Raw genomic sequence first — 26208 nt, 5'->3', positions numbered from 1 at the left:
CCACATTTTATACAATAAAAAACATGATTGCTATTTTCTTCATGACAAGAAGGGCATATCCAATACATTTTATAATTTTTGATATCCTTTTTAAAAAAACCACATTTAAGGCAATATGTCGCATGACTATTATTAGAATGATTGCATTTTGGACAATTCCATTTAGGCAAAGCCAACACTTCCTCATAATCATTTATAATATAAACACCTAGAATTTACAGATAAATCTGACATTCTCCACTAAAAGAAAAAGGCAAGAATGAATAGAATCCTTGCCTCTTTACATCTTTACTTCAGTTTATTTATTTTCAATACATCTTTCAACAAATTCCCATCAGAAGGAGATTGTATTGCCCAAACCTATTCATAACCCTAATTATTTTACAATATCTATAAAATCAATTTGTTTTTCAAATTCATCCAGCAATTGCCGCACCTCATTTGAAGATTTCGTGTTCATTAACCGATTTCTTAATTCACTTGCTCCACGGAAACTTTTTACATAAATTTTAAAGAAGCGATGAAGAGCAGTAATGGAGCGCGGAATTTCTTCAATGTATTGATCATGAAGATCTAAATGGTATCTTAGTAAATCTAAATATTCCTGAACACTATGCTCTCTCGGCTCTTTTTCAAACGCAAAAGGATTTTTAAAGACTCCTCTCCCAATCATCACCCCGTCTACTCCGTAGCGTTCAACGAGTTCAAGGCCTGTTTGACGATCAGGAATATCTCCATTGATTGTTAAGAGCGTCTCAGGAGCAATGCGATCACGAAGCTTCTTAATTTCAGGAATAAGTTCCCAATGGGCAGGAACTTGACTCATTTCCTTTCTTGTCCGCAAATGAATCGAAAGGTTTGCAATATTTTGTTTGAGGACATGAGTTAGCCATTCTTCCCACTCGTTCACATTTGTATATCCTAGTCTTGTTTTAACACTAACAGGAAGTCCTCCCGCTTTAGCAGCTTCGATTACCTGACTCGCCACATCTGGACGTAAAATCAGTCCGCTTCCTTTTCCTCGGGAAGCTACATTCGGGACAGGACATCCCATGTTAATATCAACACCTTTAAATCCTTGTTCCGCCATACCTATACTCATTTGTCGGAAGTATTCAGGCTTATCTCCCCAAATATGGGCTACGATTGGTTGCTCATCTTCGGTGAATAATAAACGCCCACGTACGCTTTTTTGACCATCTGGATGACAATAGCTATCTGTGTTTGCAAACTCTGTAAAAAATACATCCGGTCTACCTGCTTTAATAATAACGTGGCGAAACACAACGTCCGTTACATCTTCCATTGGCGCTAACACAAAAAAAGGCCGAGGTAAATCCAACCAGAAATTTTCTTTCATTTAATACTCAATTCCTCTCATGATGAATAATCTTTAAATAGTTATATTTACTCTTATATCATGATTTTAAACTGATTAACAAACATAAGAATATAATTAAACGTTCAATATATAAATGGATTCATATAAAAATATAACTCTTAATACATCTCTGTTAAATAAATATAATATAAATTACATGAAAGAAAAAAGTCTGTCTATTTAACCTTTCATTGAAAGCAATTGAAAAAAGAGCTTCTCATAGTGCAACACTACAAGAAACTCCTCTTAATTTTTAATATTTAAATGTAGATATAGCATTTTTTAATTCTTCTGCCATGGATGAAAGGGATTGAGCTGAAGCCGAAATTTCCTCCATTGAAGCCAATTGCTCTTCTACTGAAGCTACTACTTCTTCTGATGTCGCAGTGTTGTTTTGTGCCACAAGTACAATATCATCTAATTGTGCCGTTACATCTTGTATAGCACTTGACATTTCTTCAACTGCCACAGAAACTTCCTCCATTTGTGGCGAAATATCTTTCGTTGTTTGGAGTATATGATTAAATTTCTCAACTGCTTCGCTTGTAATCTCTACTCCGTTCTCTACGTCAGTCGTAATTCGCTCCATCATTTTTACGGTATTATCTGTATCATCTTGAATCTTCTTAATAATTGTATATATTTCCTTCGCTGAAGCTTGTGTCTGTTCAGCAAGACTCCTTACTTCTTCCGCTACAACTGCAAATCCTTTACCATGCTCACCTGCACGAGCCGCTTCAATGGCAGCATTTAATGCTAATAAATTCGTTTGGTCCGCAATATTTGTAATGACGTTCAAAATTTCACTTATTTCTTTCGAGCTTTCATATAAAGATTGAATTGTATCTTGTGATTCACTTACAGATGAATGAATCGATTTCATTTGTGAAACGGTTTTCGCTACCGCCTTACCGCCTTCATCTGCCTCAACAATTGCTTGGCGGGAAAGATCTGTTACTTTTGATGAACGTTCAGCAATGTTACTAACTCCGTTCGATACTTCCTTAAAAATAAGGGATACCTTATCAACGGAATTTGTCTGTACTTCCGCATTTTTTGCTACATCTTGGATGGAAACAGATACTTGCTCAGACGCTGCATTTGTTTCTTGTGAACATGCAGATAGTTGTTCTGCAGTGGCCGCAACATTTCCAGCCGTATCATCTATTTTTTGAGTTAGTGTACGAAGACCATCTATCATTTCGTTAAAAGCATTTCCTAACTTTCCGACAATATCATTGGTTTGTATTTCTGCGTACTGTGTTAAATCTCCGCGACTAACATTAACAGCTAATTGGCCTAATTGTTTAATCGGTTTTGCAATTGATTTAATAACCAACATTAAAGCAACTAGCCCAAATAATATGGAAAGAATCCCCACAATCAACGACGTATGTAAAATAGGTGAGTTTGCTTCGTTAATCTCTTCTGTATAGATAACTCCGCCTATTTTCCATCCAGTCAAATCATTAGTTATGTAGTCCAAAATAATGGATTTTCCATTAAAAACTTCATTTAATTGTCCTTTACTTTCTTTGTATAAGTTGTCATACAGTGTGCCTTCTGCTACGCTGCCTAATTCAGCGGTAGGATGTGCTAAATATTTTTTATTTTGGTCTAATATAAATCCATATCCTTCTTTACCAATTCGAATGTTCTGCACTACTTCTTGCAGTTTATTTAGGTTAATATCAATCCCTACAACGCCGGTACCATCATCTATTGTTTTTGAAAGAGTGATTACCATTTCACCAGTACTTGCAGCAACGTATGGTTCAGAAATTATTACTTCCCCTTTCCGTTCCATTGCCTGCTTATACCAATCTCTTTCTCTAGCATCGTACCCTTCAGGCACCCCTAGCTCAGCCGGCTCCATTACATATACTCCATCTTCATTACCTGTATAGACAATATCTACTTCTGGATGTGTCACTTGATAAAATTTTAATAATTTTTGAATTTCAGGGCTACTTGTTTCCCCGTATTGATTAGCTGTAATGCGATCAGCCAATGCTTCGATATCAAGGATTTTCGGTTGAATTGCATCTTCAATTGCACTATTCAGTATTTCTACATTTTCATTCACACTATTTAATATTTGATGTTCCAACTCATCCTTAGCAGTTTTAAAAGAAAATAATCCAATCAATAAGACTGAAATGATTAATATTGTAGTAAAAGAAGTAAGTAATTTCACATGAAAATTGCGAATACTAAACTTACTTATTTTTGAAATATCTTTCACTTTGCTACCTCCTTTATATTTATTTAAAAAAATAAGGAAAGCAGAATAGGTTTTGAAATCACTAAACTTATTCCATGTATTTAAACCTATCAAGGCTATCCATCACATTATGAACTCATTTAGTAGAACTGGGAGGAAATAATCACTTAGAGCTGTAATAATTAAATTATTTTATTAAAATAATTCTTGATATCTACCATGTGTAAACAAACTTTATAAAAATTGGATATTTTTAATAAAAAAATAAACGAAATAGTAAACTGGGACAAGGTAATGGTTCCTTGTCCCAATGCAAATATTGGCTCAATTGGATTTATTAAAACCTACAAATACCGTATTAGTATTTGTCAAAGAAGGATTGAATCTCTTGAGGATCATTCGTCACAGTTAAAGCAAGCATTAATAAAATACGTGCTTTTTGAGGATTTAAAGAGTCAGAAGTAATATATCCTTCTTTTGGTGAAACCGTTCCTGTACCAACACGAGAAGATAGTACTACTTTTACACCTTTATTCATTGCATATTTTACACCTTCAACGGACTTTGCTGATAATGTTCCATCTCCAGGTGCTGCAACAATAATCCCTTTTGCTCCGTTTTGTACAGCAGCTTTGTACATGTAAGTTGGGCTGTTTTGATATCCATAAATAATATCAACTTGTGGCAATTTTTTAATTTTTGAAATATCGAATGGTGTTTCAGTTGTATGTAGACGTTCTACATTATTATAGTAATAAGGTTTTCCAGCAACGATTGCTCCTAAATATCCGTTTTCAAAAGATTTAAATGCGTCAGTTGCTGTCGTATTTGTTTTCGTAATATTTCTTGCAGAAGCAATACGATCGTTAAGTGTTACAAGAACACCTTTTCCTTTTGAACTTTCATGACTAGCTAATAAAACAGCATTATACAAGTTGAAAGGACCGTCTGCACTCATTGCTGTTGCAGGGCGCATAGCAGCTGTTAAAACTACTGGTTTATCACTTTTTACTACTAAGTTTAAGAAGTAAGCAGTTTCTTCTAGTGTATCAGTACCATGCGTAATTACGATTCCATCTACATCATCGGAAGCTAATAATTCATTCACTCTCTTACCTAATTTAAGAAGAATCTCATTTGTGATATCTGTGCTGTCAACTTTTACAATTTGTTCACCTGTAATATTTGCAAGCTCCTTCATTTCAGGAACTGCTTCAATTAAAGTTTCAATACCTAAATCACCAGATTTATATCCAGTCGTCTGTGTTGATGAAGAACCTGTACCTGCAATCGTTCCCCCAGTTGCAAGAATCACGACATTTGGAAGTTCTTCTTTTTGTTCATTATTATTTTCATTATTGACTGTTACATTTTCGTTATTTGCTTTTGCAGAAAAACTAGATGCAATAGCAGAGATTGCAACAATAGCTGCTACAAATAAAGCAACATAAAGATAGAAATTTTTCTTCATTTGCTTAACCTCCAATAAAGTTATCTAACTTAAATCCCTATAATGACCCAAAAAAAGATTAATTTAAATAAGGTCACAGTTAGTAAACAGTAGCCTCCAAAATTAGCACACCCTATTCAAATTAATCTCACTCATTATTTCGACAAAACAATAAAATTATTTAGTTATAATATTATATTTTCAATTTTTACTAACTTCTAAATTTTCCTAATCTTCTTTTTTTCTAATAATACATTTTTCCCCAAAAATAATAACGACGAATCTGCTTGGAGAGTCGTCGTTTAGTCGATTTAATTCGATAATTCAATTGGTAAAAAATCAGGCAATCTACGTGGAGGTTTGTCGAGCATAATCTGTTCCGGTTTAATACCTTCCTCTAACAACACCTGAATGTTTTGTTTAAGGAAATCATCACTGCCGACAACATAGTATAGGCCATTTTTATCTGTAGAAAGCTTTTTTATTCTATCATAATATTCTTCACGGTTATCTACAAAATGAGCGGTGAAATTTTTATCATGATTTGTTTTAAAAATATTAGTAAATAAATAGTTTTTTGAAGAGTCAATGTTCAAGGAATGAATTTGCGGAACATTTTCTGGTTGCTCAAAATATTTCAACACGATTGGTCTGAAAGTTGCTAAACCTACCCCTGATGACAATAGGTAAATGTTTTTATTTTCCCGTCTAAGCGGCACATTGGAATGAGTTTTAAAAATCGCCACTTGATCTCCAACTTGTAGATTTCTTAAAATCGCTTTAAACTCTGAGCACTGTTGTCTAATACGTGTTGTAATACCAATCGCATTTTCATTCGGCAAAGTAGATATTGACATATGACGGACTAGACTTTTGTTTGGCTTTTCTCCGACATTAAAACCTTCAAGAGCTAAGTGAAGATGAGCCCCTTCTTCCCAAGAATATCCTTCAGGAATTTCAAGGAAGTAGGTTTTTATATCAGGTGTTTCATCAACGATTTTTTTAATTTTGATCCAATGAATTTGCATTTAAATTCTCCTTACTCATAAAATGTTTGCTATTTTAAATATACAACAAATGAAAATCATTCTCAATTAATCTTTCAATAGAAAATGTTTACTATATAAGTTATGAATATATTCAGCTTTTTTTGTAAAAAAATAGTAGTAAATTCCGTTTATAAAGATGTGCATATCAAAAAAACATCATTTTCTCAAAAGGAGAAAATGATGTTTTTTAGTCTTATTTTGGAGAAACAAGGATTTTTATTTGCTGTTTATCGTTAACTAATGTTTCGAATCCTTCTTTCACGATATCATCAATTTTAATACGTTTTGTAACTAATTGTTCAGCAGGGAAGTATCCTTTTGTCATTAAATTCATAACCGCTGGGAAAATGTCTCGATATGCGATAATTCCTTTTACAGTGCGTTCTGATAACACAATATTATTTGGTTGGAGTGATGCTTCTTTTTCCCAAATAGAAACAATTACTGTTTCACCCTCAAATGTTGTTGAATCAATTGCTTGTTTTAATACTGCTGGTACACCTGTTACTTCAAAGGCAACATCTACCCCACCATTTGTAAGCTCTTTAATTTTAGCTACTACATCCTCTTCTTCAGCTGGATTCATTACAGCAGTTGCACCAAGTTCTAAAGCTTTCTCTCTGCGCTCTTTTGAAAGTTCGACTGCATAAATCTCTGATGCACCTGCTACTTTTAATGCTTCAATTACTAATAAACCAATTGGCCCTGCACCAAATACAACCGTTTTATCTCCCGCTTTCAATTTGCTCATGCGAACTGCATGTAACGCCACTGCAGCTGGTTCTACTAAAGCACCTTGCTCAAGTGATAACCCTTCTGGCATTTTGTGCACCCAACGTTCATCCACTACAGTATATTCCGAGAAGCCTCCGCCGCCTCCGGATAGACCATGGAACCCCAAATGTTTACAAATATTATATTTTCCTTTTAAACATGCTGGACATTGACCACAAGCTAAAATGGGTTCTACTACAACTTTGTCTCCTACTTTTACCTTTGTAACCCCTTCACCTACTTCGACAACTGTTCCAGAAAATTCATGCCCCATTACAATTGGAGCCATTTCTTTACTTATTGGGTGAGGTTTTTCAACAGGAATAAAAATTGGACCCGCCACATATTCATGAAGATCGCTTCCACAAATGCCTGTCCACGCAACTTGGATTTTTACACGTCCTGGTGTTACTTTAGGTTCATTAATGTCTTCTACACGAATGTCTTTTGCATTGTACCAAAGTGCCGCTTTCACGAGTATCACACTCCAATTCAAATATTTACTACCAAAAAGTAGTAATTATATTTTACAAAACATTCCTATGATTATCTGTGGATAGAATGTTAAATTTTTTTAATATTTTTTAAAAACTTAAAATAACTGGTAAAAAATTACATTCAAACAGCTCCATATTTCCTTGCTATAATTTAAATCTAACCACGAAAACTCATTCTTTTTTCATAAGACCACCCCCAACTTATGTATTAGATGAATTTCAAAATAATAAAGCTTCAAATCCACACGTTTGGACTTGAAACTTTAAGTTAATAAATTCCAATAGTGCCATTTTATAAATTGGACTCTTTAAACCATGTAAAAGTTTCAAAAGAAATTGGCTAAAACAAAAATAATTGCACAATATAAATCAGCTGATATAATCATCAACCAATTATAAATAAAGATTAACTTTGCATTTATATCCGTTGTTAATACAGATTCATCTTTAATTTGTGTCTTCGATGAAGCAGCATCAACAGTCTTGTTCCTTTGCCTTAAATTAGGATTTAGATAATCAGCCTTTAAAAATCCATATTGAGGATTGACAATCGACAATATTTCCCTCCTCTGTAAAAGCCTCATTCATATAAATATGTTTGTTTAAATTAAAGCATTCTACATGTGACTAATTGTTTTTATTATTGGGAGTTCTACGGTGTTCACTTTTTGTGCTACCTTAAATATGGAGAATTTTTCATTAAGGATGTGTAAAAAACATGGATTTTTTAAATAAGACGGTGATTGTAACCGGCGCTGGACAGGGCATTGGAAAAGGAATCGCTTTGCTTTATGCAGAAAAAGGTGCAAATGTTGTGATAGCGGATATTGATGAAATAGCCGGATCAAAAACAGTTGATGTAATTAAAGAAAAAGAGGGAAACGCGCTTTTTGTAAAAACCGATGTAAAAGTTGAGGATGACATCATCCGCTTAATGGAAATTGCAAACCTTACATTCGGTCAAATTGATATTTTAATCAATAATGCAGGGAAATCAGTATTTAAGTCCCCTTATGAATTGTCAATCGAAGAATGGGACGATATTATCAACACCAATTTACGAAGTGTTTTCTTAGCATCAAGGGAAGCCGCAAAATATATGCGAAATAATAAAGAAGGCGGCTCCATCGTTAATATTGCTTCCACACGGGCCATTATGTCTGAACCGAATTCAGAAGCCTATGCAGCAACAAAAGGTGGAATTGTTGCATTAACTCATGCGCTTGCAGCATCATTTAGTGCAGATCGAATTACCGTGAACGCGATTTCCCCAGGTTGGATTGAAACAGGCGATTATTCCAAATTACGTAAAATTGATCACGAGCAGCATTTATCAAAACGTGTCGGAAGACCAGACGATATTGCGCGCGCTTGTCTCTATTTAACAGCGAAGGAAAATGATTTCGTGACAGGCATTAACCTTGTTGTGGATGGTGGAATGACAAGAAAAATGATTTATGAGGAATAGCAAAAACGAAAAACAGGCTGGGACAAAACTAGCTTCAAGATAGGAAAACGAGAATTTGATCCAACTCAAATTCTCCTTTTTCCATTTCTCTCCATTATTTTTGGTCAGTTGATCTTTGTTGGCCGTGTATTTTCGTAAATTCACAGCCATTAAGGCAATTCCGATTTCATTTTCCACCTTCGATTTTCCTAGTACGGAAAATCGAGTGAAACGCAAATTAGCCTTCAAGAATCCGGTCCTTTTGCACATTTAATAAATAAAATAACAGAATGAAACTGTCGAAACCAATCTTATTTTAAATTAAAGGTTTTTTTCTTTAAATGTTTTTCAGGATTCAAATCTTCTAAATACCATGTAAGAGGAACTGCGAAATTGTCTTTCTCTAATTCTGTTACATTATTGTCTCCACTGGCATCAACTAAGAAAATTTTTTCCTCTGATTCTAAACCAAAAATATTTTCTGATGAAACATATCCCTGTAAACTAGTATATCCTATGAAATTACTTCCATCTTGAGATAATGACTTGTTCAATCCTTTAATAGAATTTCCCACCTATCATCCCTTGCCTAAACTCTTCTTTTCAGCAAAGTATCCCCTTTTAAAATTGCTAATATCTTGTTCTTCACCGACAGGAAGTAAAGATTCATCAAAGTCCCCTGCAGTAAATTCATCGGAATAGCAGTAATCAATCCACGCAACAAACTGGAATAGATGATGTAGGGACAAAATCGCTTCATCACGCGTTAGCAGTGCATTCGTATGAACCGCTTGATTGCCGAGCTTCACTACATACTTCATCATTGGTAATAAGTCTTCATCAATAATCCCTAAAAATTCTCGATCATGAATTAAACTGGATAGATTATCTTGATAAGGAACTTTTACCGCACTGTCAAAGCTATAAACCCATTTCATCGCAAGCTCCAATGCACGTCGAGACTGAATGGCGCTGACAGCAGGGCTTACAACCAATCCTTTTTCTGCTTCAAAACAAGCCTCTGCAAAACTTTGATACTGTTTCTTATCTTTTAAAAAGCCAAAATTGGAAATATTGGCACTTCCCTTTTATTAAATAATTGACACTTCCTCTTCTGAAAATAATTCGCCTCTAAATGATTTTTGCAACAATACATGATATAAATTTTCTAATTCTAGTAAGCTAGATTCAAATACCTTCCTTTGTTCTTCAATTTTTTCCACTTTTTCATAAAACTCATTTTGTAATTCTAGCGGTGGATATGGAACCATACATGAATTTAAATTTTTTTGATTTAGTTTAGGTTGGGCAGATCCAGTAATCAAATGTGAAATATCTTGTAAATTGATAACGTATTTAATAAAACGCTGGGTGGATAAATGTTCAAACTTCAATACGTGGGCATGATTATTAACCCAAATTTTTCCTTTCACTTCAAATGCTATTGGCGTTACTCTAGATAACAGATTGGCTCCATCTTCTGAAACTAGTAATAAATTGTCATCAAAAATATAATCATCAACATAATCTACGATACCTGAAGCTCCATAATATGGATAAATACCTTTTTTGCGTTCTGATGAAGTAATTGGAACCCTCTTACTATCTAAATTTTGACAAATCTCACTTAACTTTTTATATTCCCATCCATTAGGGTTTGTTTCCGGATCCCCAAACATCTCGAAAAATATGCTTTGCGTTAATTGATCTAATAAATCGATTTGGGCTTTGCGACATTTAATTACATCTTGAGTCTTATTTAATAATGCCGCTATTTTGCTTTGTATCTCTAATGATGGAATGGGAATCATTAAATCGTCTATATGTTCATTTCTTAAATTATTAATATTTGCCCCATTAATAGACTGTAAGATTGTTCGAGAATAATAATCTGTATTAAAAAAGTGTCTTAAATAATCCGCATTAATATTTTGTTTTGGCCTAATTAATTTACAAAAGGCTCCAAAAGTATATTCACAATCTTCGTTTGCTTGTCCCGACTTTCCAACAACTTCTTTACTGCCGCTCGATGCTGCAATTAAGATATCGCCTTTTCTTAATTTTTGTTCCAATTTTACGAGAGAAGAATCTACATACAACACATCCTGATAGATTATTTCTCCATTTTGAATATTTGTGGCTCTTAACAATGGTATATATCCATCGATTGTTTTTTCTGATATTTGATTTTTTTTGTAAGATACCCCTCTAATTTGATTGATAAAATTTTTAAGGGGATAACATTTATATTTCGAAATCATTCAATTAGCCCCTTTTATTAAATTTTCAATTTCTTTTAAACCATCCATTATTTCTTTTTCATAAGTTCCAATTTTTTCGAGTATTTCCATAGGATTCTCATATTCAATTTCCTCATACTCGATTTCTTTATATTTATTAATAGACAAGTCATATTCATTTTCTCGTAGCTCTTCTATCGGTACAAAAAAAGATTGTTCTGTTCGCTTCCGTTCCTTTTCTGCTTCCAAATTGTTAAAGCGTGAAATAATATCCGGAATATCATTTTCTTCAATTGGAGTGCGTTTGTCGTCTAGAGAGAATCCGTCTGCTTTCATGTCATAGAACCAAACGTGATTTGTACCACCTGCACCTGTTTTTGTAAAAATGATAATCGCCGTAGATACTCCTGCGTACGGTTTAAACACTCCGCTAGGCATGGAAATAATGGCTTCTAATTTGTGATTTTCAATAATTTCCTTGCGTATAGCTTTATGGGCTGTCGAACTTCCAAAGAGCACACCGTCTGGAACAATAACTGCTGCACGTCCACCTGGTTTTAAAATTCGAATAAATAAAGATAAGAACAATAATTCCGTTTTCTTCGTTTTAGCAATTTTCAATAAGTCGTTTGATACTGCTTCATAATCTAATGATCCTTTAAATGGCGGATTTGCTAGCACTAACGTATATTTATCTTGATCTTTATTCATTTCAGATAAGGAATCCCGATATTCAATATTCGGATTATTTACACCATGCAGCATCATGTTCATGGCACCAATTCGAAGCATTGTTCGGTCCATATCATTTCCGTAAAACATCGTGTTATGATAATGTTCTTTTAACCCTTGAACGAGAAATAAATCCTGATGATGTTTCCGTAAATATTCACTTGCTGCAACTAAAAATCCAGCAGTCCCCATAGCAGGGTCAATAATAATATCCTCTGGCGTTGGTTTCATCAATTCAACCATCATTTGAATAATGTGTCTTGGTGTGCGGAATTGCCCGTTTGTACCAGATGTTGATAATTTGGAAAGCAGATACTCATATAAATCCCCTTGTACATCCCGATCATCTAAAGGAAGATTGTCAATTCCTTCGACAATTTTTGCCAACATGTTCGCTGTTGGGATTAAAAACATTGCATCGCTCATGTATTTTGAGTATGCAGAATCTTCTTGACCATGAAGATTTTTAATGAAAGGGAAAACCTCATCCGATACGATACGATACATTTCTTCTGGGGAACCAAGATTTTTAAAACGATGCCAACGTAAATGTTGTTTATCTTCTGGAAAGATTCCTTCAAAAGGAATACCAAGAATTTCTGCTTCCTTCTCTTTAATGGTTTCTGCTTCATCCAAACTTTTTATAAATAAAAGGTAGGTAAATTGTTCGATTACCGTTAATGGGTTGGTGATTCCACCCGTCCAGAACGTCTCCCATATTTTATCTACCTTATTTTTGATTTCACCTGTAATCATCTAGCTTCCTCCTACTTCTACACATATAACTTCATTATATCTAAATATATCTCTATATTAATATGGAAATATTGGGTACCCATCATATTGAAATTAAAACTCCCTAAATGAATAAACGGCTTAAGCACCACAGTGGCTCAAGCCGCATAAATACGCAACAATCAACATGTTACTTCATGTTTATAGATTTCTATTTTGTAAAATGCTTACTTTTAATAATTTGTTTTATATTTATTACAGCCTCTAGATAGCGAAAGAGCAAGAATATTACCTAAAGTCTTTGATAAATATAAACTACTAATAAATCGTGATGTTCTTCCATTTCCATCATAAAAAGGATGTATATAACCAAAGAAGTAATGTCCTATTGTCACTTTAATAATCTCTGGAACTTCATTAGGTTGATTCATAAAAACTAATAATTTTTCTAATTCATTAATTATTTTTTCTTCGGGAGTTATACCTCAGTGTATAACTTTACCGGTACCTGACTTTTTTAATACGTGTGTTACTTCCTTTCTGAAAATTTCACCATCTGGCAATTCACTTTCTTCAATTTCACCCTCAGTAATTTCATCATATACTTTTCTAATATTAACTGGATTAATAGGAAGTGATGTAATTCCATTAATTAGATTCATGTATGACTTAATCATACTATTAAATCTCTTTTTATCATTTTCTTCATTTTAACAGTTTTAACACTTCTAGCAATTTCCTCTTTTGAACATTTTACACCTTCAAGTTCATTTGTATTGAATAATTCTTCTACTAAACATTCTAAAATGAAATGATCTTTTGCTACTTTAGATAATTGATTGAAGATAAAGTTTAATTCTCCAGATAATTTGTAAATTTTTGCTACCATATCAATAATATTATTAGTTGGAACATAATACAGTTCAAAAGATTCTGGCTGATCAATTGGTTTTATGAATAACATCAATCGTTTAACTGCATCCGAATTGATTCGTTCGAAATATTTATTATGAAATTCATTTTTATCTTTCTCATAGAATAATTTATACAAATACCTCACAATCCCGCCCCCTAAATATAATTATTAGATTATTTTTTCATATCAATAAAAAAATCTAGTATTAAATATAAATTTTATATTTAGGGATTAGGTAAATTATCTATTAATTATTTTTACATAAGCACCACATTTGCATCTTCCATGACCATTTTTCTTTTTACTTTTCTATTACATGAAGGTCATTTAATTATCATGACTTTCCTCCAAATAAGTTATTAACACCCCCATTTTTGACTTGGAATAATAAAATTATACTAGGACACAATGTCACTTGGAATTTTATACATTATAAATAAAAATATGTCTTTTTCCATTCAAATTTTCTGTTATTGTTAACAAAATTGTTTATTTATTAAAGAAAAAAACGACTTCCGTAATTTGGAAATCGTTTTTTCTTTATCCTCTATTAATTTAATTTCGCTAAAATCTCACGAATAAATGCAGGTTCATCTTTCGGAGTACGGGATGTGATGATGTTTTCGCTCACAACGACTTCTTCATCACGATAGTCTGCACCAGCTAGCTTTACATCATCTCGAATGCCGATATAGCATGTTGCCGCTTTTCCTTTTAAAATGTCCGCACTAATCATCACTTGAGGTCCGTGGCAAATACCCGCAATTAATTTGCCTTGTTCATTGGCTTCTTTTACAAAGCGAACGATATCATCATTGACGCGCAATGCTTCTGGAGAACTTCCGCCTGGAATTACAACAGCATCAAATTCATCTGCTTTTGCATCTTTCGCACCGATCTCTGCTGTATATGAAACTGTTCCTTTTTTACCTTTGCACTCTGCTCCTTTTTCCAAACCAATGATGACTGCTTGGTGTCCAGCTTCTTTAATTGCCTCATATGGATTTTTCATCTCAGAATCCTCAAAATTACTTGCTAGTAAAAATGCAACCTTTGCCATAACAAATACCTCCTATGCAATAAATCTTACAGGATTAGTATAATTGATATGCAGATAGAATAGCAAAATATGTGATTTTTTCAGTTATTTATAAATTTATTGAATCATCTATTTTTTCTTTATAAATATAAAATCCTTTACTATGTTTAATATAAAAACACATAAAGGATTTGGAGCATTACAGCTATAAAATGTTACCCATTACAAATTTTCCACTGCTTATTTTTATGTTCTAAAAACCGACTTAATTTCGCTTTACGCTTATTACGTTCAAGATTGTTATACATTTCATCCATATCTTCGTAGTGACCTATTACATAAAATCTTAGCCCAATTGATCGACTATCCCGGTAAATATTCGAAAAATCGATTAATAAACCTTCTTTTGTCAATTCAAATAGTTGATTTTTTATTTCCTCAGCCATTGGATAGATTTTTCTTCTTTTATTTGTGGAAACAGTTCCAATGATTTTATTTGCGAGTATTTCCTTAAACACTAAAATATCTCTGCAATATAGTTTGCAATACCATCCATCATCGTGGGCGAGATAAACAAATTGATTTTTGATTCGATCAAAAAATGGCGAATTTAATGGCTTGCCAAAATGAGACAAATACAATACTTCCGCTTTCTCTTCCGGGGTACATTGGTTTAAATCTTCTTCATTGTTGTAATCAATCCAATGAAAATTACCTAAACCGTAAATATCTTCTCTTGCTAACTCTAAAATTCCCTCTTTCCCCACTGCCGTTTCAAAAAACCAATGATTATTAAAACCGTTGGCAATATATTGCCCATCTGTAATTAGTAAATTTTCTAAGTTTACCGGGCAATACTGAATAAATTCATGAAATTCCATTCCATAGTAAATAAAATATTGTTCTTCTAAATTGGCATTGATATAAAATACATCTCTTAATCTTCTCATATCTTAAATTTCCTTAACTTCACACAGATTTAGATATTCATTTTCTTTGAACAATTGCTGCAAATAAATTTGCCTTCAAGATTTAAATACGCTTTAATTTCAGTGATTCCTTTTCTCTTAGGATATCGAAGTTGTATTAATACTTCTTCATCATCTTCTATTACTTTATTGCATTTCATACATTTTGGAGTAATTAATGACATTTTATATCCTCCTTATTCGGAAATTCCCCAAATCGAATCAAACAATTCGTTAAAATCATCATATATCAAACTTGGTTCTTGCTTTTATCTTAGAAAACTACAAAAGTAGAAAACATATAAAATAAGCAATACATGGAGCAAAAAATCAATGGAAGATTCCTGGTGTTCCCAGCATATACAGGCTTATTGGCAAAGACCAAATAAAAGCGATTAGCATAAGGTAGTCTTTTTGAATTATTAAAGCAATTATTGCTTAACAGGCTGGGAGGCATAACGACAGAAAAGTATTAATTGCTGGACCGGCTTCAATAACTGTAGACGAATAAGGATTATAAAAAACAAAGACAATCCACAAACCGATGCTGAAAATCCCAGCGATTCCCCCTAAGACTAATCCAGTCATCCTCAATTATCGTTTCCTCCTTTCATAAATCATACCATTAATTTCCGCTATACGAAAACTTATCGTTCATTTCGGATGTACTTCTTTTTATGCATTAATTAATCCTGCTCCCCAAGAGAGAAAATCGTCTTGAAACATTTTCATGTACTTTACACCTCTACCATATAATGTTTTGTGTATGCTGAAAAAAGGGGGAAATCTGTGCTGATAAAAGAAATGCGTTTACAGCGTATACAACGTTTAGCTCATGAAATTATGTATGAAATAAATTCACAAGCAGAACAAAAACAATCTGAAGATTTGAACTTTGTGATTGACAACCTTTCTCGTGCTATTGGAGAATTAGCGGATCCATTCGGTTGTTATTCGTTAGACTATATTGAAGATAAAGTGGAGAAATCCTATTTTATGCTTATTAAAAAATTTAACAATTAGAAAAGCTAAAAATAATTCAATAAAAACGAATGAAAATGAGAGTTATTATCAATACTATAACTATAAAAGGTAACCAATTTTCATTGGTTACCTGATAAAAATTAATTCTCTGGTGTAAATGTTTTGCAATCTGTTTCTTCACTATTGGATGCTTCTTTTCCTTTTTGACTTACTACATAGATTCTTTCAGCACTACATTTGTTTCCATCAGCCCAATACTTGCAGTTATTTACTTCGCAAAGAATCTCTTGTTGCATTATCTCACACCTCCTCTTTTGTTATCATTGACAGATTTGAATTGGTTAATACTATCTTTGTCATACTAAATTTCAAATATTTTACACAAACATTGATTGGTTTCTATATATTTTCTTCTTCAATACCCTTTCAATTATGAAATAAACCAACAGATGAAAAAGGACTTTATCTCTTTTCAAATGCATAGTTAAGACACCTAATGACACACTAATGTCATGGAGGTGTGATGATGAGTAACAGAGAAAAGAAAAACTTAAGTGGCAACTTCAGCGATGAGCAGGCAGTAAGAAAAGAACTATCAAGAGAATTTGATCATGAACTTGCAAACGAACCTTTAACACCGCAAGAAAAACATAATAATAAGAAAACGAAGAAGCGACAATAAGTTATCCTCGGCTATTCATTCAATAAAAATAATTGTTGAACACATGAAAAAGAACGAATTTCTTTAACCGGAAATTCGTTCTTTTTTATTTCAGCCTTTGCTGTTAATATTCAACTGTTAGCTTAACTTTAACTACTTAATAAATTAATTGTAAGAAATCGTCCATCGTTACACCGCCGAAATATCTGGAAATATCAACATCCGCCAAAGCTTCTTCAATATCTTTATAAGCATAGCGTACACAAACTAAACGTTGCTCGATTTCTTCTACGTCTTCCATGCCAAAGAAATCACCAAAAATCTTAATTTCTTCAATCATTCCTTTGTTCACTTCTAAACGAATATCAATTTCCCCAGATGGGAAGCGCTTTTGCTTTTGCATATTGAAGCGCGGTGATTTTCCATAGTTCCATTCCCATTTTTGGTAGCGTTCTTTCGATATCGTATGAATATTTTCCCAATCTTGTTCTGACAGCTCGTAATATCGGATATTCTCCTCGCCACCGAAAATCGATTTCAAAATTTCCATTCGGAACTGTTCTACCGTAATTTTTTCCGGCAAGAAATCAATGATGTTTGCTACACGTGAACGTACGGATTTAATGCCTTTTGATTCAATTTTGTCTTGCTTTACTTTTAATGAATTTACCACCGCATCAAGATCTAGATTGAACATCAATGTGCCGTGGCTAACCAAACGGCCGCGCGTTACATATTGCGCGTTTCCTGAAACTTTTCGCCCTTCCACTAAAATGTCATTGCGGCCAGAAAGTTCCGCGTTCACCCCTAATTTTGCCAACGCATCTACTACAGGCTGGGTGAATCTTTTGTAATTGTGGAAGCTGTTTCCATCGTCTTTTGTGATAAAGCTGAAGTTTAAATTATTTAAATCGTGATACACTGCTCCACCACCAGAAAGTCGCCGAACGACGATGATTCCATTTTCTTCAACGTAGTCTGTGTTAATTTCTTCATATGTGTTTTGATTTTTACCGATAATAATGGACGGTTGATTGATATAGAACAGTAAAAAATCATCCTGCTCAACATCCATGTTTCTTACAAGATATTCTTCAATTGCCAAGTTCACTCTAGGGTCTGTAATGCCTTTATTATCAACGAAATACATGTGCATATCCTCCTTTATGTCCATATTTATTTTACACGAAAAAAGGATCATTTTGATTTTTTTAGTACGATAGAATTTTTCATCAAAATAAAAAATGACAACTATTATCGTTGTCATCAAATTAAAGTAAGCTCGAATCAAGTGAGACGAATAAAAAACACCTGCTCTTTTAGGACACATGACAAATAGCCCTTCAATCACGATTTTTTCGGACTGAGGGCTATTTTTTATGATTGGCGTAGATTTTGTATTTCATTTTATTGAAGGAGATTTTTCAAACGATGGATTTCTCCTAAAATCTCATTGTACCTCTAAAAGCTTAGGATCATCCTTTTTGGAAGGCATAAAAATTTTACTTATTACCTCCGTCAACCGAATTTCTAATCGTAAAATTTCTCCCTTAATCTGCTCTTTTTTCCTATCTTTAACTTCAGTCTTGCTAGCCATATATTCATCATAGCTGCCCTTGAAAGTTTTAAGTTTGCAGTCTTCGATAATCATAATCTGATTCGCTACTGAATTTATAAAGCGCCGATCATGAGAGACAAAAAGTAAGGTGTGTTCATACTCCCGAAGAACCTCTTCCACCACTTCCAGAGAGTTAGAAACAGTTTTTGGATTTCTGAAGGCTATTTTGGGATTCACACGATTTTCCGTTCGAGGAAAATTCAAAGTAAAAATTGAAATGGGAATTGCCCTAATGGCCACAAATTTAAGAAAATATGCACTACGAGGGGTGTAAAACTCTCATAAATTGGATGAAATTGTAAAATAGTTGAGCTTTTTCAAACAACTCACCCCTTATTTTTGAGGTTGAAAAATACTTATGTCCCAACCTCTTAATTACATATTATTTTATAGGTTGAGTCCATTCTACAAACTTAGTCGGTTCCTCATATGATCCATTGTATGGTCCATATTCATCGCCTGATGGAACTCCTGTACCTTTTGCAGTCCAAGTACCACGATTTACAAATGGAGTTAGCCAAAAAACATACGAAACATATCCAGAATCAATTGATGGTCCTGTGTAGGTTTTTTCGATAGTGTAAGTCAAATCACCAGTTTAATTACTTTCTACAGCAGCAGTTAGACCCTTTTCCTTTGTAGAACCACTAACAGTAAATGAGGATTTTGTTGTATATTTAGTAGATATTTTTTTAGTACCACCTGTTGGAACAGTTGCGATTTGTTTGGCTTGTAATGGGGTATCTGTTTGTTTTACAAATTTTGTTACAGACCATTTGATTGAAAGATCATACCAAGCATTAGGAGAAATTACATTATTATTTTCTCTTTCTGGTGAAACTCCTCCTAATCGTAAATTATTATCATGAAGTATATACATTATTAATAATGATTTCGTCGCTAGTAGCTTGCATTGAAATTGCTTCTAGTTCTTCATCAGTAATTTGTCCTTCCGCACTAGGAGAAATAATAAATTTTTTTCCATAAGCATCTATTACGTATTGTCAAAAATTACTTAATAAAAAATTACGTTTTTGTTGATATAACTAGTTTTATATAAAAAAAACTTGCCACCCCCTTAAAATTAGGGTATTTATGAGGTAACCACACACTCAAAAATCCCTAATAAAGGAAGTGACAAGTTGTTACTTCAATTATTAACCTATTTGCTTGAATATATCAAGTACCAAGATCAAATGATTCGAACATTACTTACCCTTCTGATTGGAAAAAACGCGTTTGATAAGCCAACTGAAAAGCCTGTCAATAAGCCTTATCAAAAACTCCAGGTGGATGAGCTGCCAATCACCAGTCAATGGTTTAAAATGGGAATTGGCAAGGGCTTCTTTGGTGTGCCTTCTTTTTGTTCCCTTCGCCCTTGTTGGTTCGAAATCAAACCATTGACGTGTTTGTCAAGAGCGATTGCGGCGGCATTTCCTCTAGTTTCGCTAGATCACATCCCTCCAAAACTAAGTTTTCATAGATTTTTTGACATTATCATCTATTATTAGTAATATTTTACTTTATACGTTAATTATTGTAAATATGTTAAAAATTGTATTTTTTCTACTTTTTATTATAATACAATTGAATGGAGGGATACACATTGAAATTTATCTATTTAGGATCTATCTTAATGATGTTTGGGGGTTTACTTTATACTTTGGAGAGAATAAACGCTTATTTATCAACGTATGTTATGTGGATTGGAAGTGCATCTGGAGCTGACCTTACCGTTTTTTATCCAAAATTTCTAGACAATTTTTTTGTCCCATTCTTTTTATTTTTAGGCATTTTTGTATGTAGCATAGGATTTTATCAATTGAAAATTATCAAACAATCTGAATGAATATGGATTTTAGTAAATGAGTTTTCGACAATAATTCTGTTCGGGAAAATATCAATATCCATTAACATTTGATAATGCAATAATTAATGCTACGTTTGAATTAGAATCCTTATCTGGTGAGAATCAAAAAGAATCCATTTTTGAAAAAAGAGTGAACAAAATGGATTCTTTTCATTCCTTTGCATAAACAAGGGGCAGAATTGTTATTTCAGGTTATCTCCATGTGTTATGAAACCAAAAGTATCATTGTCACAACAAATTTACAGTTTAGCCAGTGGAATAATGTCTTTGGTGATCCAATCTTAACGGAAGCAGTAATCTGAAACAATTACTCCCCACTTTTCCTCATACATCATCCCTTTCTTTTTAAATGATTTCTGTTTAGGGAGTTGATCTTCATCCGCATACTTTTTAGCTGTTCGCCAATTAATTCCCATTGTTCTTTGTATTTCTGAAATAGATAAACCTTTGTTATTTCTTAAATGTTTGATATAATTAATATCAGACATTGCTAGCATCCCTTCTTACCTCCACTACCAATTGCTTGACACAATTACTGTAGTGGGACTTGGGGTGACTGGCAAGTCTTTTTTTGTTTATGCACAAAAATTTAGTGCAGGACACTGCATTTTTCCTTTGCAAAGCTCTGCACTTTTATTTTGCCATACACAAGTGAGTTTTGAACAAAAATAAATTCAACATTTTCAGATTCCGTTGTTAATTCATTAATCTCTTTTTTTATTTTTTCAATTGTTGATTTTGGAGTACCTACTGTAATTCCCAAAATTAGTTTTCCGTTATTTTTCTGATCAATGTAAAATGAACCAATGTTATTCTCATTAATTTTTTCAAAGACCTTCTGCTTAATCTTCGGTACTTCATCTTTTTGGAATTTCATTCGTCTATCAAATTCTTTTGCTTCTTCTTTTGTAAATCCATAAGAAAAGCGTTCTTCTTTGTTTTCATCATTTAAAATTGATAATACATGATTTCTATTTATATCAAATCCAAGGGTTTTCCTTAATTTAATGTTTTTCTCCAATTCCATTTGAGTCGGATTTCTATTAATCTCGGAAGCCATTACAAAAGATGTACTAGTGAAAAAAAGAAAAAAGTAACAAAAAATACTAGTAAATGATTAATTAATCTCATCTCAAATACCTCCCTTTTTTTACCTAAGTGGTATAATATTGGTATATAGAAATCAACAAAAAATTTGAAAATAGGGTGATTAAATGAAAAAAAATTTTATTTAATTATCATTATATTTTTTATTTTATTTTCTAGTAAGCTTCTTCATAAGGAATATGTATATTTAGGTGAAGAGAATGGGGTTTTAGTTGAAGTAAAAATTAATAATTATTTACTATTTATCACCACATTTCAAACAAGAATTTATAATCAAACCGATGATGAAATTAGGGTGGCTAAGCCTATCACAAAATTATATATTAGTTCTGGAATTAACGTACCGAGCGGAATCCAAAATGATGTAATTAGATATGTGACAGTGAAACCAAATAGTAAAATAAATGGAAAAATCCATTTAAAGCTGATTTATCCGAAAAATAGACATTTTGCAACAAGTGTTAGTTATCAAATAAATAGTGAAGGATATACAATTCATATTGCTGATAAAATAAAATAATCAAGTGATGGAACTTTTCAGACACACCTTTCAAAAAGAAAGATCTTGGAGGAAGTGAAACATAAGAAAAGCATCTACCCGATTACAATGTAGATGCCTATTTTTTATTACGTCAAATAAAAATATTAATTACTATTCTTAATAAACGTTGCTACTATAATCTAATAATAGAATAATGCCATTTGCACATCTGAAAATAAAGTTCATTTTTCTATCGTTATTTAAGTTTAATTTAAAAGTTTCCACTGTTGTTGGATATCCTTTTCCTAACAATATCTTTTCGAATATGGCCTTTAAAACGAAATAGCGCTTCCCTTTATTCTTCAAGGAAAGAGCCATTTTCATCAACTTTTATTATTGGTTCATCTTGATTTGGTTGGCGGACTAAACACACAGTATTCCTTTCACTTCTTCATGGCACTCTTTGATTTTTTCCTTTAGCTGCTCGTCTTCCAAGTGCTTCTGAGAAGGGTGTTCCTGTCGTTTTACCCATTTGTAATATCTGCTTCGAGACACGCCTGCAATCTCACATAATTGTTGAATAGAACCATAACACCCGGCCATTTCTTGAATGATCGCGAACTTCTTGTGGGCTGGTACTGCTTCCATTCCCCCTTTCACCTCTTTAAGAGCTTTTTTAGCATCTCTACTTCCGCCTCAAGATGCTTGATTTTCGTTTCAGGATCTTCCAGACGAGTTCTCGGTCTTCCTTTATTTGGTCCTTTCGCTTTACCACATTTTTCCTCCAGACCTTGTATTCCTTCCTTTTCATAGCGTTTCACCCATCGATCTACCATGGAATGACTAATCCCTAATTCTTTCACCACCGTTTTGTATCCCATGCCCTCTTTCAAATATAAATCCACAGCTTTCTTTTTAAACTTTGCATCATATGTTTTTCGTATTTTCCCCATAGAAAAATCCCCTCCATAGTAGACAGATTAATTGGCTTTCTTTTTTCTGTCTATTATAAGGGGATCATATCAAAAAAGCTTAGCCTTCTTACAACATCATATCATTTCATGAAACATAGATAGGTTTGTGCCTTATTATTCCATTGTTATTTCCTGAATTTTTCTGGATATAGCCCTTCAGCTAGTGTCTTTAATGCAATTGGAGCACGAATTCCTTCTGCTGCTGCTGAAAGAGGAAGAATAATAAATCGCTTGTTTTTAATAGCAGTAACATCAGCAAGTTCCTTTTTAGAAAGCAATAAATCTTGTTTCTGTTTGACTGTTGTATCTCCATAGTCAATGATGACAATTACATCTGGATTACGGTTTACAACTTCTTCCCAGCTGACGTCGGCCCATCCTTTTTGAATATCATCAAAGATATTTTTAGCGCCTGCTATTTTGATTAAATGAGTTAAATAGTTGTTAGCTGCTGTGAACGGTTTATCAACTCCACTATCATACACAAACACCTTCAGCGGTTTTTCAACTGTTCCAATTTGCTTTGTTATTTCTTCTATGTCTTTTTTCATTTGATTTATCACTTCATTTGCTTTTGCTTCCACTTGAAAAATACGTCCGATATTTTCGATATCTTTGTACACATCTTCTAATGTTGGTGCTACCTTATTTGAAGATTCTTGAATATACCTTTTAATGCCTAACTCTTCGAGCTCTTCAACTGTTCCTAACGTTTTCTCTGTAAAAGCACTTTTCCAACCTGCATACGCAAAATCTGGTTCTTTTGCTAAAAAGACTTCCTTTGATGGGTACTGCTTTGAGAGCACAGGAATTTTTTCATAAGCATCCTTGAACTTTGGTAAAATTTGATCATCCAAGTAAGCTGTTCCAACCATCGAATCTTGCAATCCTAATGCAAGCATAATTTCTGTTGCATGTTGATTTAATGTAATCGCTCGTTTTGGAGGTTCTGTAAACTTAACAGTACGCCCCATGTTATTGATCACTACTTCACTGTATTCACTGTTGTCTTTTTGTTGCTTTTCTTCTTTGGCAACAGATTCATTTGAGCTGTTACAAGCTGCCAACATCATCATTACAAGTAAACAAATACTTAGCCAAAACATGTGGTTGTTTTTCTTTTTCTCCATAATTTTCCTCTTCTTTCCAAATTTATATATGTTTCATTGCCATGTTTAAACGTGTGTTAAAAAAGTGATATAAGGTTTTTTAGTTAAAGGATGAATAATGATTTCTGTTTCTACTCCAAATACCTCTCTGATTCGATCTTTTGTTAGCACGCTTTCTGGTGTGCCAGACATAACAACTTGTCCATTTTGTATTACATATAAATAATCACAATAATTGGATGCAAGGTTTAAATCATGCAATGCCGCTAAAACAGTGACATTAAGTTTTTTTACAAGGTCCATTAATTGAAGTTGATGACGGATGTCAAGGTGGTTTGTCGGTTCATCTAAAATGATAAGTTTCGCCTGCTGAGCAAGCGCCCTTGCGATCAAAACTCGTTGTTTCTCACCCCCTGATAAACTCATAAAACTTCGCTCCTCATATCCTTGCATTCCAACACGCTCCAAAGCTTCGTTGACAATGCGAAGGTCCTCATCTGTATCCGATTGAAATAACCGCTTATGTGGATTACGCCCCATTAAAACGATTTCTTGAACAGAAAAATCAAATGTTAAGGATGTTTCTTGACTAACCACCGCTATTTCTTGAGCTGCTTTTTTAGGTGACAGTTCATATAAATGTTGACCATCTAATCGAACGGCACCAGCATTTGGTTTCAAAATACGTGAGGCGATTTTTAAAAGTGTTGATTTTCCACTGCCATTTGGACCAATTATGCCAACAAACTGTCCATCCTTTATATGAATGGAAATATCCTGAATAATTGATGTTTCCATAATGGTACAGGATACATGTTCAATGGCTAGTTTCATTTACTGTCACCTCCAAATGAATACGTACTGCGACGTAAAAGCCAAATGAAAAAAGGGCCACCAAAAAGCGCTGTCACTACACCAATAGGAAGCTCTTGAGGGGCAAGTACCAAGCGGGCAAATACATCAGACCAAATAACGACAATCATTCCAATTAATATACTCGTAGGAAGCACTCGTTTATGGTCAGATCCGACTAGCAAACGTGAAAGATGTGGAACAACTAAACCAATAAAACCAATTGAACCACTGACTGCTACAACTGTTCCTGTGATAAGCGATGTGATTATGATGAGTCCTTTACGAAGCGTATCGATATTGACTCCAAGTGTTGCTGCAACGTCTTCTCCCATTAATAAAATATTTAAAGAGCGATATTGAAATAATAGATATACTAAGCCAACTATCACCACAACACTTGGAATAGTTAAGTACTCCCATTTAGCTCCAGCTAAACTACCCATAATCCAAAACGTTGCTTCACGAATGCCCGATTCTTTTGGTGCGAGCGTCACAATAAAATTTGTTAAAGCTGACATGATGAAAGAAACAGCAACCCCAGCTAACAGAAGGCGTGTTGTCTGAATTCTTCCTCCAACTTGAGCTAACAAATAAACAGCCACCAACGCTAACATTGCACCGAAAAAAGCTCCAAGCGACAAGGCATACTGACCGAAAAATGGTAGTGCGCCAAATAGAATTACAAGTGTTGCTGCAACAGAGGAACCAGAAGAAATGCCAAGTATGTACGGATCAGCGAGTGAATTACGTACTAATGCTTGAATGACTACTCCTACAACGGAAAGTCCAGCTCCTACAACAGCTCCAAGTAAGACACGAGGTAATCGAATATCCCAAATAATTCGTTCTTGTGCTTTGCTCCAATTTACTTCAATGTGATCACCCAAAAAAGAAAGATGTGATAGAGCAATTTTCCATACTGTGAAGGGAGACATTTTGACCGGACCAAGTGTAACAGCAAATGTAATGGACAATAAAAGCGCACAAAAAAGAAACAAAAAAATCAAACGAAACCCTCGTTTATGGTGGTAATCTGAAAATGGAACTTGTGGAACAATTTTTTCTTTTTTCTTTAAATGATTCTGAAGCAAACGAAG

The 26208-nt window shown here is 33.6% G+C and carries 32 protein-coding genes and 5 pseudogenes; 8 read left to right on the top strand and 29 right to left on the bottom strand.

Annotation, left to right across the window (positions count from 1 at the left end; genetic code table 11):
* Positions 1-376: 376 nt before the first annotated feature.
* The 6 genes from NSU17_RS10445 to NSU17_RS10420 form a co-directional block, all read right to left on the bottom strand.
* Positions 377-1360, bottom strand: coding sequence for a tRNA dihydrouridine synthase (locus tag NSU17_RS10445; protein ID WP_340704973.1), 984 nt, complete (start codon positions 1358-1360; stop codon positions 377-379).
* A 274-nt stretch (positions 1361-1634) separates the two neighbouring features.
* Positions 1635-3626 carry a methyl-accepting chemotaxis protein gene (locus tag NSU17_RS10440; protein WP_340704972.1) on the bottom strand — a complete coding sequence of 664 codons (1992 nt, stop codon included), beginning with the start codon at positions 3624-3626 and terminating at the stop codon, positions 1635-1637.
* Positions 3627-3963: 337 nt separating this feature from the next.
* The gene (locus NSU17_RS10435) at positions 3964-5076 is read right to left on the bottom strand and encodes a type II asparaginase (protein WP_016839154.1); all 1113 of its coding nucleotides are present in this window, start codon (positions 5074-5076) and stop codon (positions 3964-3966) included.
* A gap of 290 nt (positions 5077-5366) precedes the next feature.
* The gene (locus NSU17_RS10430; RefSeq protein ID WP_016839153.1) at positions 5367-6083 is read right to left on the bottom strand and encodes a hypothetical protein; all 717 of its coding nucleotides are present in this window, start codon (positions 6081-6083) and stop codon (positions 5367-5369) included.
* 214 nt (positions 6084-6297) lie between these two features.
* Positions 6298-7353 carry a 2,3-butanediol dehydrogenase gene (locus tag NSU17_RS10425; RefSeq protein WP_208649849.1) on the bottom strand — a complete coding sequence of 352 codons (1056 nt, stop codon included), beginning with the start codon at positions 7351-7353 and terminating at the stop codon, positions 6298-6300.
* A gap of 348 nt (positions 7354-7701) precedes the next feature.
* Positions 7702-7932 carry a hypothetical protein gene (locus NSU17_RS10420; protein ID WP_016839149.1) on the bottom strand — a complete coding sequence of 77 codons (231 nt, stop codon included), beginning with the start codon at positions 7930-7932 and terminating at the stop codon, positions 7702-7704.
* Positions 7933-8093: 161 nt separating this feature from the next.
* Between NSU17_RS10420 and NSU17_RS10415 the strand changes: the two genes are divergently transcribed.
* Positions 8094-8843 (top strand): glucose 1-dehydrogenase, encoded by a 750-nt coding sequence (locus NSU17_RS10415; RefSeq protein ID WP_096549664.1) that lies wholly within the window; start codon positions 8094-8096, stop codon positions 8841-8843.
* On the opposite strand, the pseudogene NSU17_RS10410 reads toward NSU17_RS10415, so the two are convergent.
* The 11 genes and pseudogenes from NSU17_RS10410 to NSU17_RS10365 all read right to left on the bottom strand — a co-directional run.
* Positions 8757-9077, bottom strand: a pseudogene (locus NSU17_RS10410) (IS5/IS1182 family transposase); the annotation flags it as partial. The gene NSU17_RS10415 and the pseudogene NSU17_RS10410 sit on opposite strands and share 87 nt — an antisense overlap.
* A 56-nt stretch (positions 9078-9133) precedes the next feature.
* The gene (locus NSU17_RS10405; protein WP_339287873.1) at positions 9134-9397 is read right to left on the bottom strand and encodes a hypothetical protein; all 264 of its coding nucleotides are present in this window, start codon (positions 9395-9397) and stop codon (positions 9134-9136) included.
* A gap of 63 nt (positions 9398-9460) precedes the next feature.
* Positions 9461-9895: pseudogene (locus NSU17_RS10400) on the bottom strand (DUF4145 domain-containing protein); the annotation flags it as partial.
* A gap of 18 nt (positions 9896-9913) precedes the next feature.
* Positions 9914-11083, bottom strand: a complete 1170-nt coding sequence (locus NSU17_RS10395; protein ID WP_340704971.1) for a restriction endonuclease subunit S — start codon at positions 11081-11083, stop codon at positions 9914-9916.
* Positions 11084-12550, bottom strand: coding sequence for a type I restriction-modification system subunit M (locus NSU17_RS10390; protein ID WP_340704970.1), 1467 nt, complete (start codon positions 12548-12550; stop codon positions 11084-11086).
* 212 nt (positions 12551-12762) lie between these two features.
* Positions 12763-12993, bottom strand: a complete 231-nt coding sequence (locus NSU17_RS15960) for a Fic family protein (RefSeq protein WP_445684094.1) — start codon at positions 12991-12993, stop codon at positions 12763-12765.
* A gap of 21 nt (positions 12994-13014) precedes the next feature.
* Positions 13015-13206 carry a hypothetical protein gene (locus NSU17_RS10385; protein WP_168412794.1) on the bottom strand — a complete coding sequence of 64 codons (192 nt, stop codon included), beginning with the start codon at positions 13204-13206 and terminating at the stop codon, positions 13015-13017.
* Positions 13203-13589, bottom strand: a complete 387-nt coding sequence (locus NSU17_RS10380) for a hypothetical protein (protein WP_340704969.1) — start codon at positions 13587-13589, stop codon at positions 13203-13205. Before NSU17_RS10380 ends, NSU17_RS10385 begins: the two co-directional genes overlap by 4 nt.
* Positions 13590-13995: 406 nt before the next feature.
* A complete protein-coding gene (locus tag NSU17_RS10375) occupies positions 13996-14505 on the bottom strand; it encodes a type 1 glutamine amidotransferase domain-containing protein (RefSeq protein ID WP_016839457.1) in 510 nt (169 codons plus the stop codon).
* Positions 14506-14699: 194 nt separating this feature from the next.
* Positions 14700-15434, bottom strand: a complete 735-nt coding sequence (locus NSU17_RS10370; protein ID WP_340704968.1) for a hypothetical protein — start codon at positions 15432-15434, stop codon at positions 14700-14702.
* Positions 15435-15463: 29 nt separating this feature from the next.
* Positions 15464-15637, bottom strand: a complete 174-nt coding sequence (locus tag NSU17_RS10365; protein ID WP_016839459.1) for a Fe3+-hydroxamate ABC transporter substrate-binding protein — start codon at positions 15635-15637, stop codon at positions 15464-15466.
* 604 nt (positions 15638-16241) lie between these two features.
* Between NSU17_RS10365 and NSU17_RS10360 the strand changes: the two genes are divergently transcribed.
* Positions 16242-16475: a hypothetical protein gene (locus NSU17_RS10360; protein ID WP_096549671.1), complete on the top strand. Its 234-nt coding sequence runs from the start codon at positions 16242-16244 to the stop codon at positions 16473-16475.
* 101 nt (positions 16476-16576) lie between these two features.
* On the opposite strand, the gene NSU17_RS10355 is transcribed toward NSU17_RS10360, so the two are convergent.
* Positions 16577-16732, bottom strand: a complete 156-nt coding sequence (locus NSU17_RS10355) for a DUF1540 domain-containing protein (RefSeq protein ID WP_016839462.1) — start codon at positions 16730-16732, stop codon at positions 16577-16579.
* A gap of 230 nt (positions 16733-16962) precedes the next feature.
* Here NSU17_RS10355 and sspO point away from each other — a divergent pair, with 230 nt between their 5' ends.
* Positions 16963-17118, top strand: a complete 156-nt coding sequence (sspO, locus tag NSU17_RS10350; protein ID WP_016839463.1) for a small acid-soluble spore protein O — start codon at positions 16963-16965, stop codon at positions 17116-17118.
* A 136-nt stretch (positions 17119-17254) separates the two neighbouring features.
* On the opposite strand, the gene NSU17_RS10345 is transcribed toward sspO, so the two are convergent.
* Positions 17255-18247, bottom strand: coding sequence for a lipoate--protein ligase (locus tag NSU17_RS10345; protein ID WP_340704967.1), 993 nt, complete (start codon positions 18245-18247; stop codon positions 17255-17257).
* A gap of 300 nt (positions 18248-18547) precedes the next feature.
* Positions 18548-18892: a macrolide transporter gene (locus NSU17_RS10340; RefSeq protein WP_340434282.1), complete on the bottom strand. Its 345-nt coding sequence runs from the start codon at positions 18890-18892 to the stop codon at positions 18548-18550.
* On the opposite strand from NSU17_RS10340, the pseudogene NSU17_RS10335 reads away from it, so the two are divergent.
* Positions 18846-18989 (top strand): annotated as a pseudogene (locus NSU17_RS10335) (transposase); the annotation flags it as partial. The gene NSU17_RS10340 and the pseudogene NSU17_RS10335 sit on opposite strands and share 47 nt — an antisense overlap.
* 108 nt (positions 18990-19097) lie before the next feature.
* On the opposite strand, the gene NSU17_RS10330 reads toward NSU17_RS10335, so the two are convergent.
* Positions 19098-19304, bottom strand: a complete 207-nt coding sequence (locus NSU17_RS10330) for a hypothetical protein (protein ID WP_340704966.1) — start codon at positions 19302-19304, stop codon at positions 19098-19100.
* A 9-nt stretch (positions 19305-19313) separates the two neighbouring features.
* Positions 19314-19595, bottom strand: coding sequence for a hypothetical protein (locus tag NSU17_RS10325; RefSeq protein ID WP_340704965.1), 282 nt, complete (start codon positions 19593-19595; stop codon positions 19314-19316).
* 262 nt (positions 19596-19857) lie between these two features.
* Between NSU17_RS10325 and NSU17_RS15955 the strand changes: the two are divergent.
* From NSU17_RS15955 to NSU17_RS10310, 3 genes and pseudogenes are all read left to right on the top strand, one after another.
* Positions 19858-20022, top strand: a pseudogene (locus NSU17_RS15955) (DDE-type integrase/transposase/recombinase); the annotation flags it as partial.
* Between the two features lie 299 nt (positions 20023-20321).
* Entirely contained in the window at positions 20322-20564 is a 243-nt protein-coding gene (locus NSU17_RS10315) for a hypothetical protein (RefSeq protein ID WP_096549675.1), read from the top strand.
* A gap of 170 nt (positions 20565-20734) precedes the next feature.
* Positions 20735-20884 (top strand): annotated as a pseudogene (locus NSU17_RS10310) (ATP-binding protein); the annotation flags it as partial.
* On the opposite strand, the gene NSU17_RS10305 reads toward NSU17_RS10310, so the two are convergent.
* The gene (locus NSU17_RS10305) at positions 20867-21082 is read right to left on the bottom strand and encodes a hypothetical protein (protein ID WP_409373621.1); all 216 of its coding nucleotides are present in this window, start codon (positions 21080-21082) and stop codon (positions 20867-20869) included. The pseudogene NSU17_RS10310 and the gene NSU17_RS10305 overlap by 18 nt on opposite strands.
* A gap of 92 nt (positions 21083-21174) precedes the next feature.
* Positions 21175-21612, bottom strand: a complete 438-nt coding sequence (locus NSU17_RS10300) for a hypothetical protein (protein WP_340704963.1) — start codon at positions 21610-21612, stop codon at positions 21175-21177.
* Positions 21613-21987: 375 nt separating this feature from the next.
* Here NSU17_RS10300 and NSU17_RS10295 point away from each other — a divergent pair, with 375 nt between their 5' ends.
* Complete coding sequence (locus NSU17_RS10295) at positions 21988-22212, top strand: hypothetical protein (RefSeq protein WP_339287848.1); 225 nt, start codon at positions 21988-21990, stop codon at positions 22210-22212.
* Positions 22213-22596: 384 nt separating this feature from the next.
* On the opposite strand, the gene NSU17_RS10290 is transcribed toward NSU17_RS10295, so the two are convergent.
* The 5 genes from NSU17_RS10290 to NSU17_RS10270 all read right to left on the bottom strand — a co-directional run bounded on the left by NSU17_RS10290 (position 22597) and on the right by NSU17_RS10270 (position 26169).
* The gene (locus tag NSU17_RS10290; protein WP_232019879.1) at positions 22597-22821 is read right to left on the bottom strand and encodes a helix-turn-helix domain-containing protein; all 225 of its coding nucleotides are present in this window, start codon (positions 22819-22821) and stop codon (positions 22597-22599) included.
* A gap of 8 nt (positions 22822-22829) precedes the next feature.
* A complete protein-coding gene (locus NSU17_RS10285; protein WP_340704962.1) occupies positions 22830-23126 on the bottom strand; it encodes a transposase in 297 nt (98 codons plus the stop codon).
* A gap of 146 nt (positions 23127-23272) precedes the next feature.
* Positions 23273-24277, bottom strand: coding sequence for an ABC transporter substrate-binding protein (locus NSU17_RS10280; RefSeq protein WP_232019880.1), 1005 nt, complete (start codon positions 24275-24277; stop codon positions 23273-23275).
* Between the two features lie 45 nt (positions 24278-24322).
* On the bottom strand, positions 24323-25090 hold the full coding sequence (locus NSU17_RS10275) for a heme ABC transporter ATP-binding protein (RefSeq protein ID WP_096549712.1): 768 nt from the start codon (positions 25088-25090) through the stop codon (positions 24323-24325).
* Positions 25087-26169, bottom strand: coding sequence for a FecCD family ABC transporter permease (locus tag NSU17_RS10270; RefSeq protein WP_408647333.1), 1083 nt, complete (start codon positions 26167-26169; stop codon positions 25087-25089). The genes NSU17_RS10275 and NSU17_RS10270 overlap by 4 nt, the downstream gene beginning before the upstream one ends.
* Positions 26170-26208: the final 39 nt, after the last annotated feature.

It is taken from the genome of Ureibacillus sp. FSL K6-2830 (assembly GCF_038004145.1).
Taxonomy (GTDB): domain Bacteria; phylum Bacillota; class Bacilli; order Bacillales_A; family Planococcaceae; genus Ureibacillus; species Ureibacillus thermosphaericus.
Note: the sequence above shows the minus strand (reverse complement) of the source record. Positions and strands in the feature narration are given on the sequence as shown.

Excerpts from the sequence above, each read along its gene's own strand:
- NSU17_RS10445 (WP_340704973.1), bottom strand. The coding sequence starts at position 1,360 with ATGAAAGAAAATTTCTGGTTGGATTTACCTCGGCCTTTTTTTGTGTTA.
- NSU17_RS10435 (WP_016839154.1), bottom strand. The coding sequence starts at position 5,076 with ATGAAGAAAAATTTCTATCTTTATGTTGCTTTATTTGTAGCAGCTATT.
- NSU17_RS10430 (WP_016839153.1), bottom strand. The coding sequence starts at position 6,083 with ATGCAAATTCATTGGATCAAAATTAAAAAAATCGTTGATGAAACACCT.
- NSU17_RS10415 (WP_096549664.1), top strand. The coding sequence starts at position 8,094 with ATGGATTTTTTAAATAAGACGGTGATTGTAACCGGCGCTGGACAGGGC.
- NSU17_RS10395 (WP_340704971.1), bottom strand. The coding sequence starts at position 11,083 with ATGATTTCGAAATATAAATGTTATCCCCTTAAAAATTTTATCAATCAA.
- NSU17_RS10390 (WP_340704970.1), bottom strand. The coding sequence starts at position 12,550 with ATGATTACAGGTGAAATCAAAAATAAGGTAGATAAAATATGGGAGACG.
- NSU17_RS10385 (WP_168412794.1), bottom strand. The coding sequence starts at position 13,206 with ATGATTAAGTCATACATGAATCTAATTAATGGAATTACATCACTTCCT.
- NSU17_RS10375 (WP_016839457.1), bottom strand. The coding sequence starts at position 14,505 with ATGGCAAAGGTTGCATTTTTACTAGCAAGTAATTTTGAGGATTCTGAG.
- NSU17_RS10370 (WP_340704968.1), bottom strand. The coding sequence starts at position 15,434 with ATGAGAAGATTAAGAGATGTATTTTATATCAATGCCAATTTAGAAGAA.
- NSU17_RS10365 (WP_016839459.1), bottom strand. The coding sequence starts at position 15,637 with ATGTCATTAATTACTCCAAAATGTATGAAATGCAATAAAGTAATAGAA.
- NSU17_RS10355 (WP_016839462.1), bottom strand. The coding sequence starts at position 16,732 with ATGCAACAAGAGATTCTTTGCGAAGTAAATAACTGCAAGTATTGGGCT.
- sspO (WP_016839463.1), top strand. The coding sequence starts at position 16,963 with ATGAGTAACAGAGAAAAGAAAAACTTAAGTGGCAACTTCAGCGATGAG.
- NSU17_RS10345 (WP_340704967.1), bottom strand. The coding sequence starts at position 18,247 with ATGTATTTCGTTGATAATAAAGGCATTACAGACCCTAGAGTGAACTTG.
- NSU17_RS10325 (WP_340704965.1), bottom strand. The coding sequence starts at position 19,595 with ATGTATATACTTCATGATAATAATTTACGATTAGGAGGAGTTTCACCA.
- NSU17_RS10305 (WP_409373621.1), bottom strand. The coding sequence starts at position 21,082 with ATGCTAGCAATGTCTGATATTAATTATATCAAACATTTAAGAAATAAC.
- NSU17_RS10300 (WP_340704963.1), bottom strand. The coding sequence starts at position 21,612 with ATGGAATTGGAGAAAAACATTAAATTAAGGAAAACCCTTGGATTTGAT.
- NSU17_RS10290 (WP_232019879.1), bottom strand. The coding sequence starts at position 22,821 with ATGGAAGCAGTACCAGCCCACAAGAAGTTCGCGATCATTCAAGAAATG.
- NSU17_RS10285 (WP_340704962.1), bottom strand. The coding sequence starts at position 23,126 with ATGGGGAAAATACGAAAAACATATGATGCAAAGTTTAAAAAGAAAGCT.
- NSU17_RS10280 (WP_232019880.1), bottom strand. The coding sequence starts at position 24,277 with ATGGAGAAAAAGAAAAACAACCACATGTTTTGGCTAAGTATTTGTTTA.
- NSU17_RS10275 (WP_096549712.1), bottom strand. The coding sequence starts at position 25,090 with ATGAAACTAGCCATTGAACATGTATCCTGTACCATTATGGAAACATCA.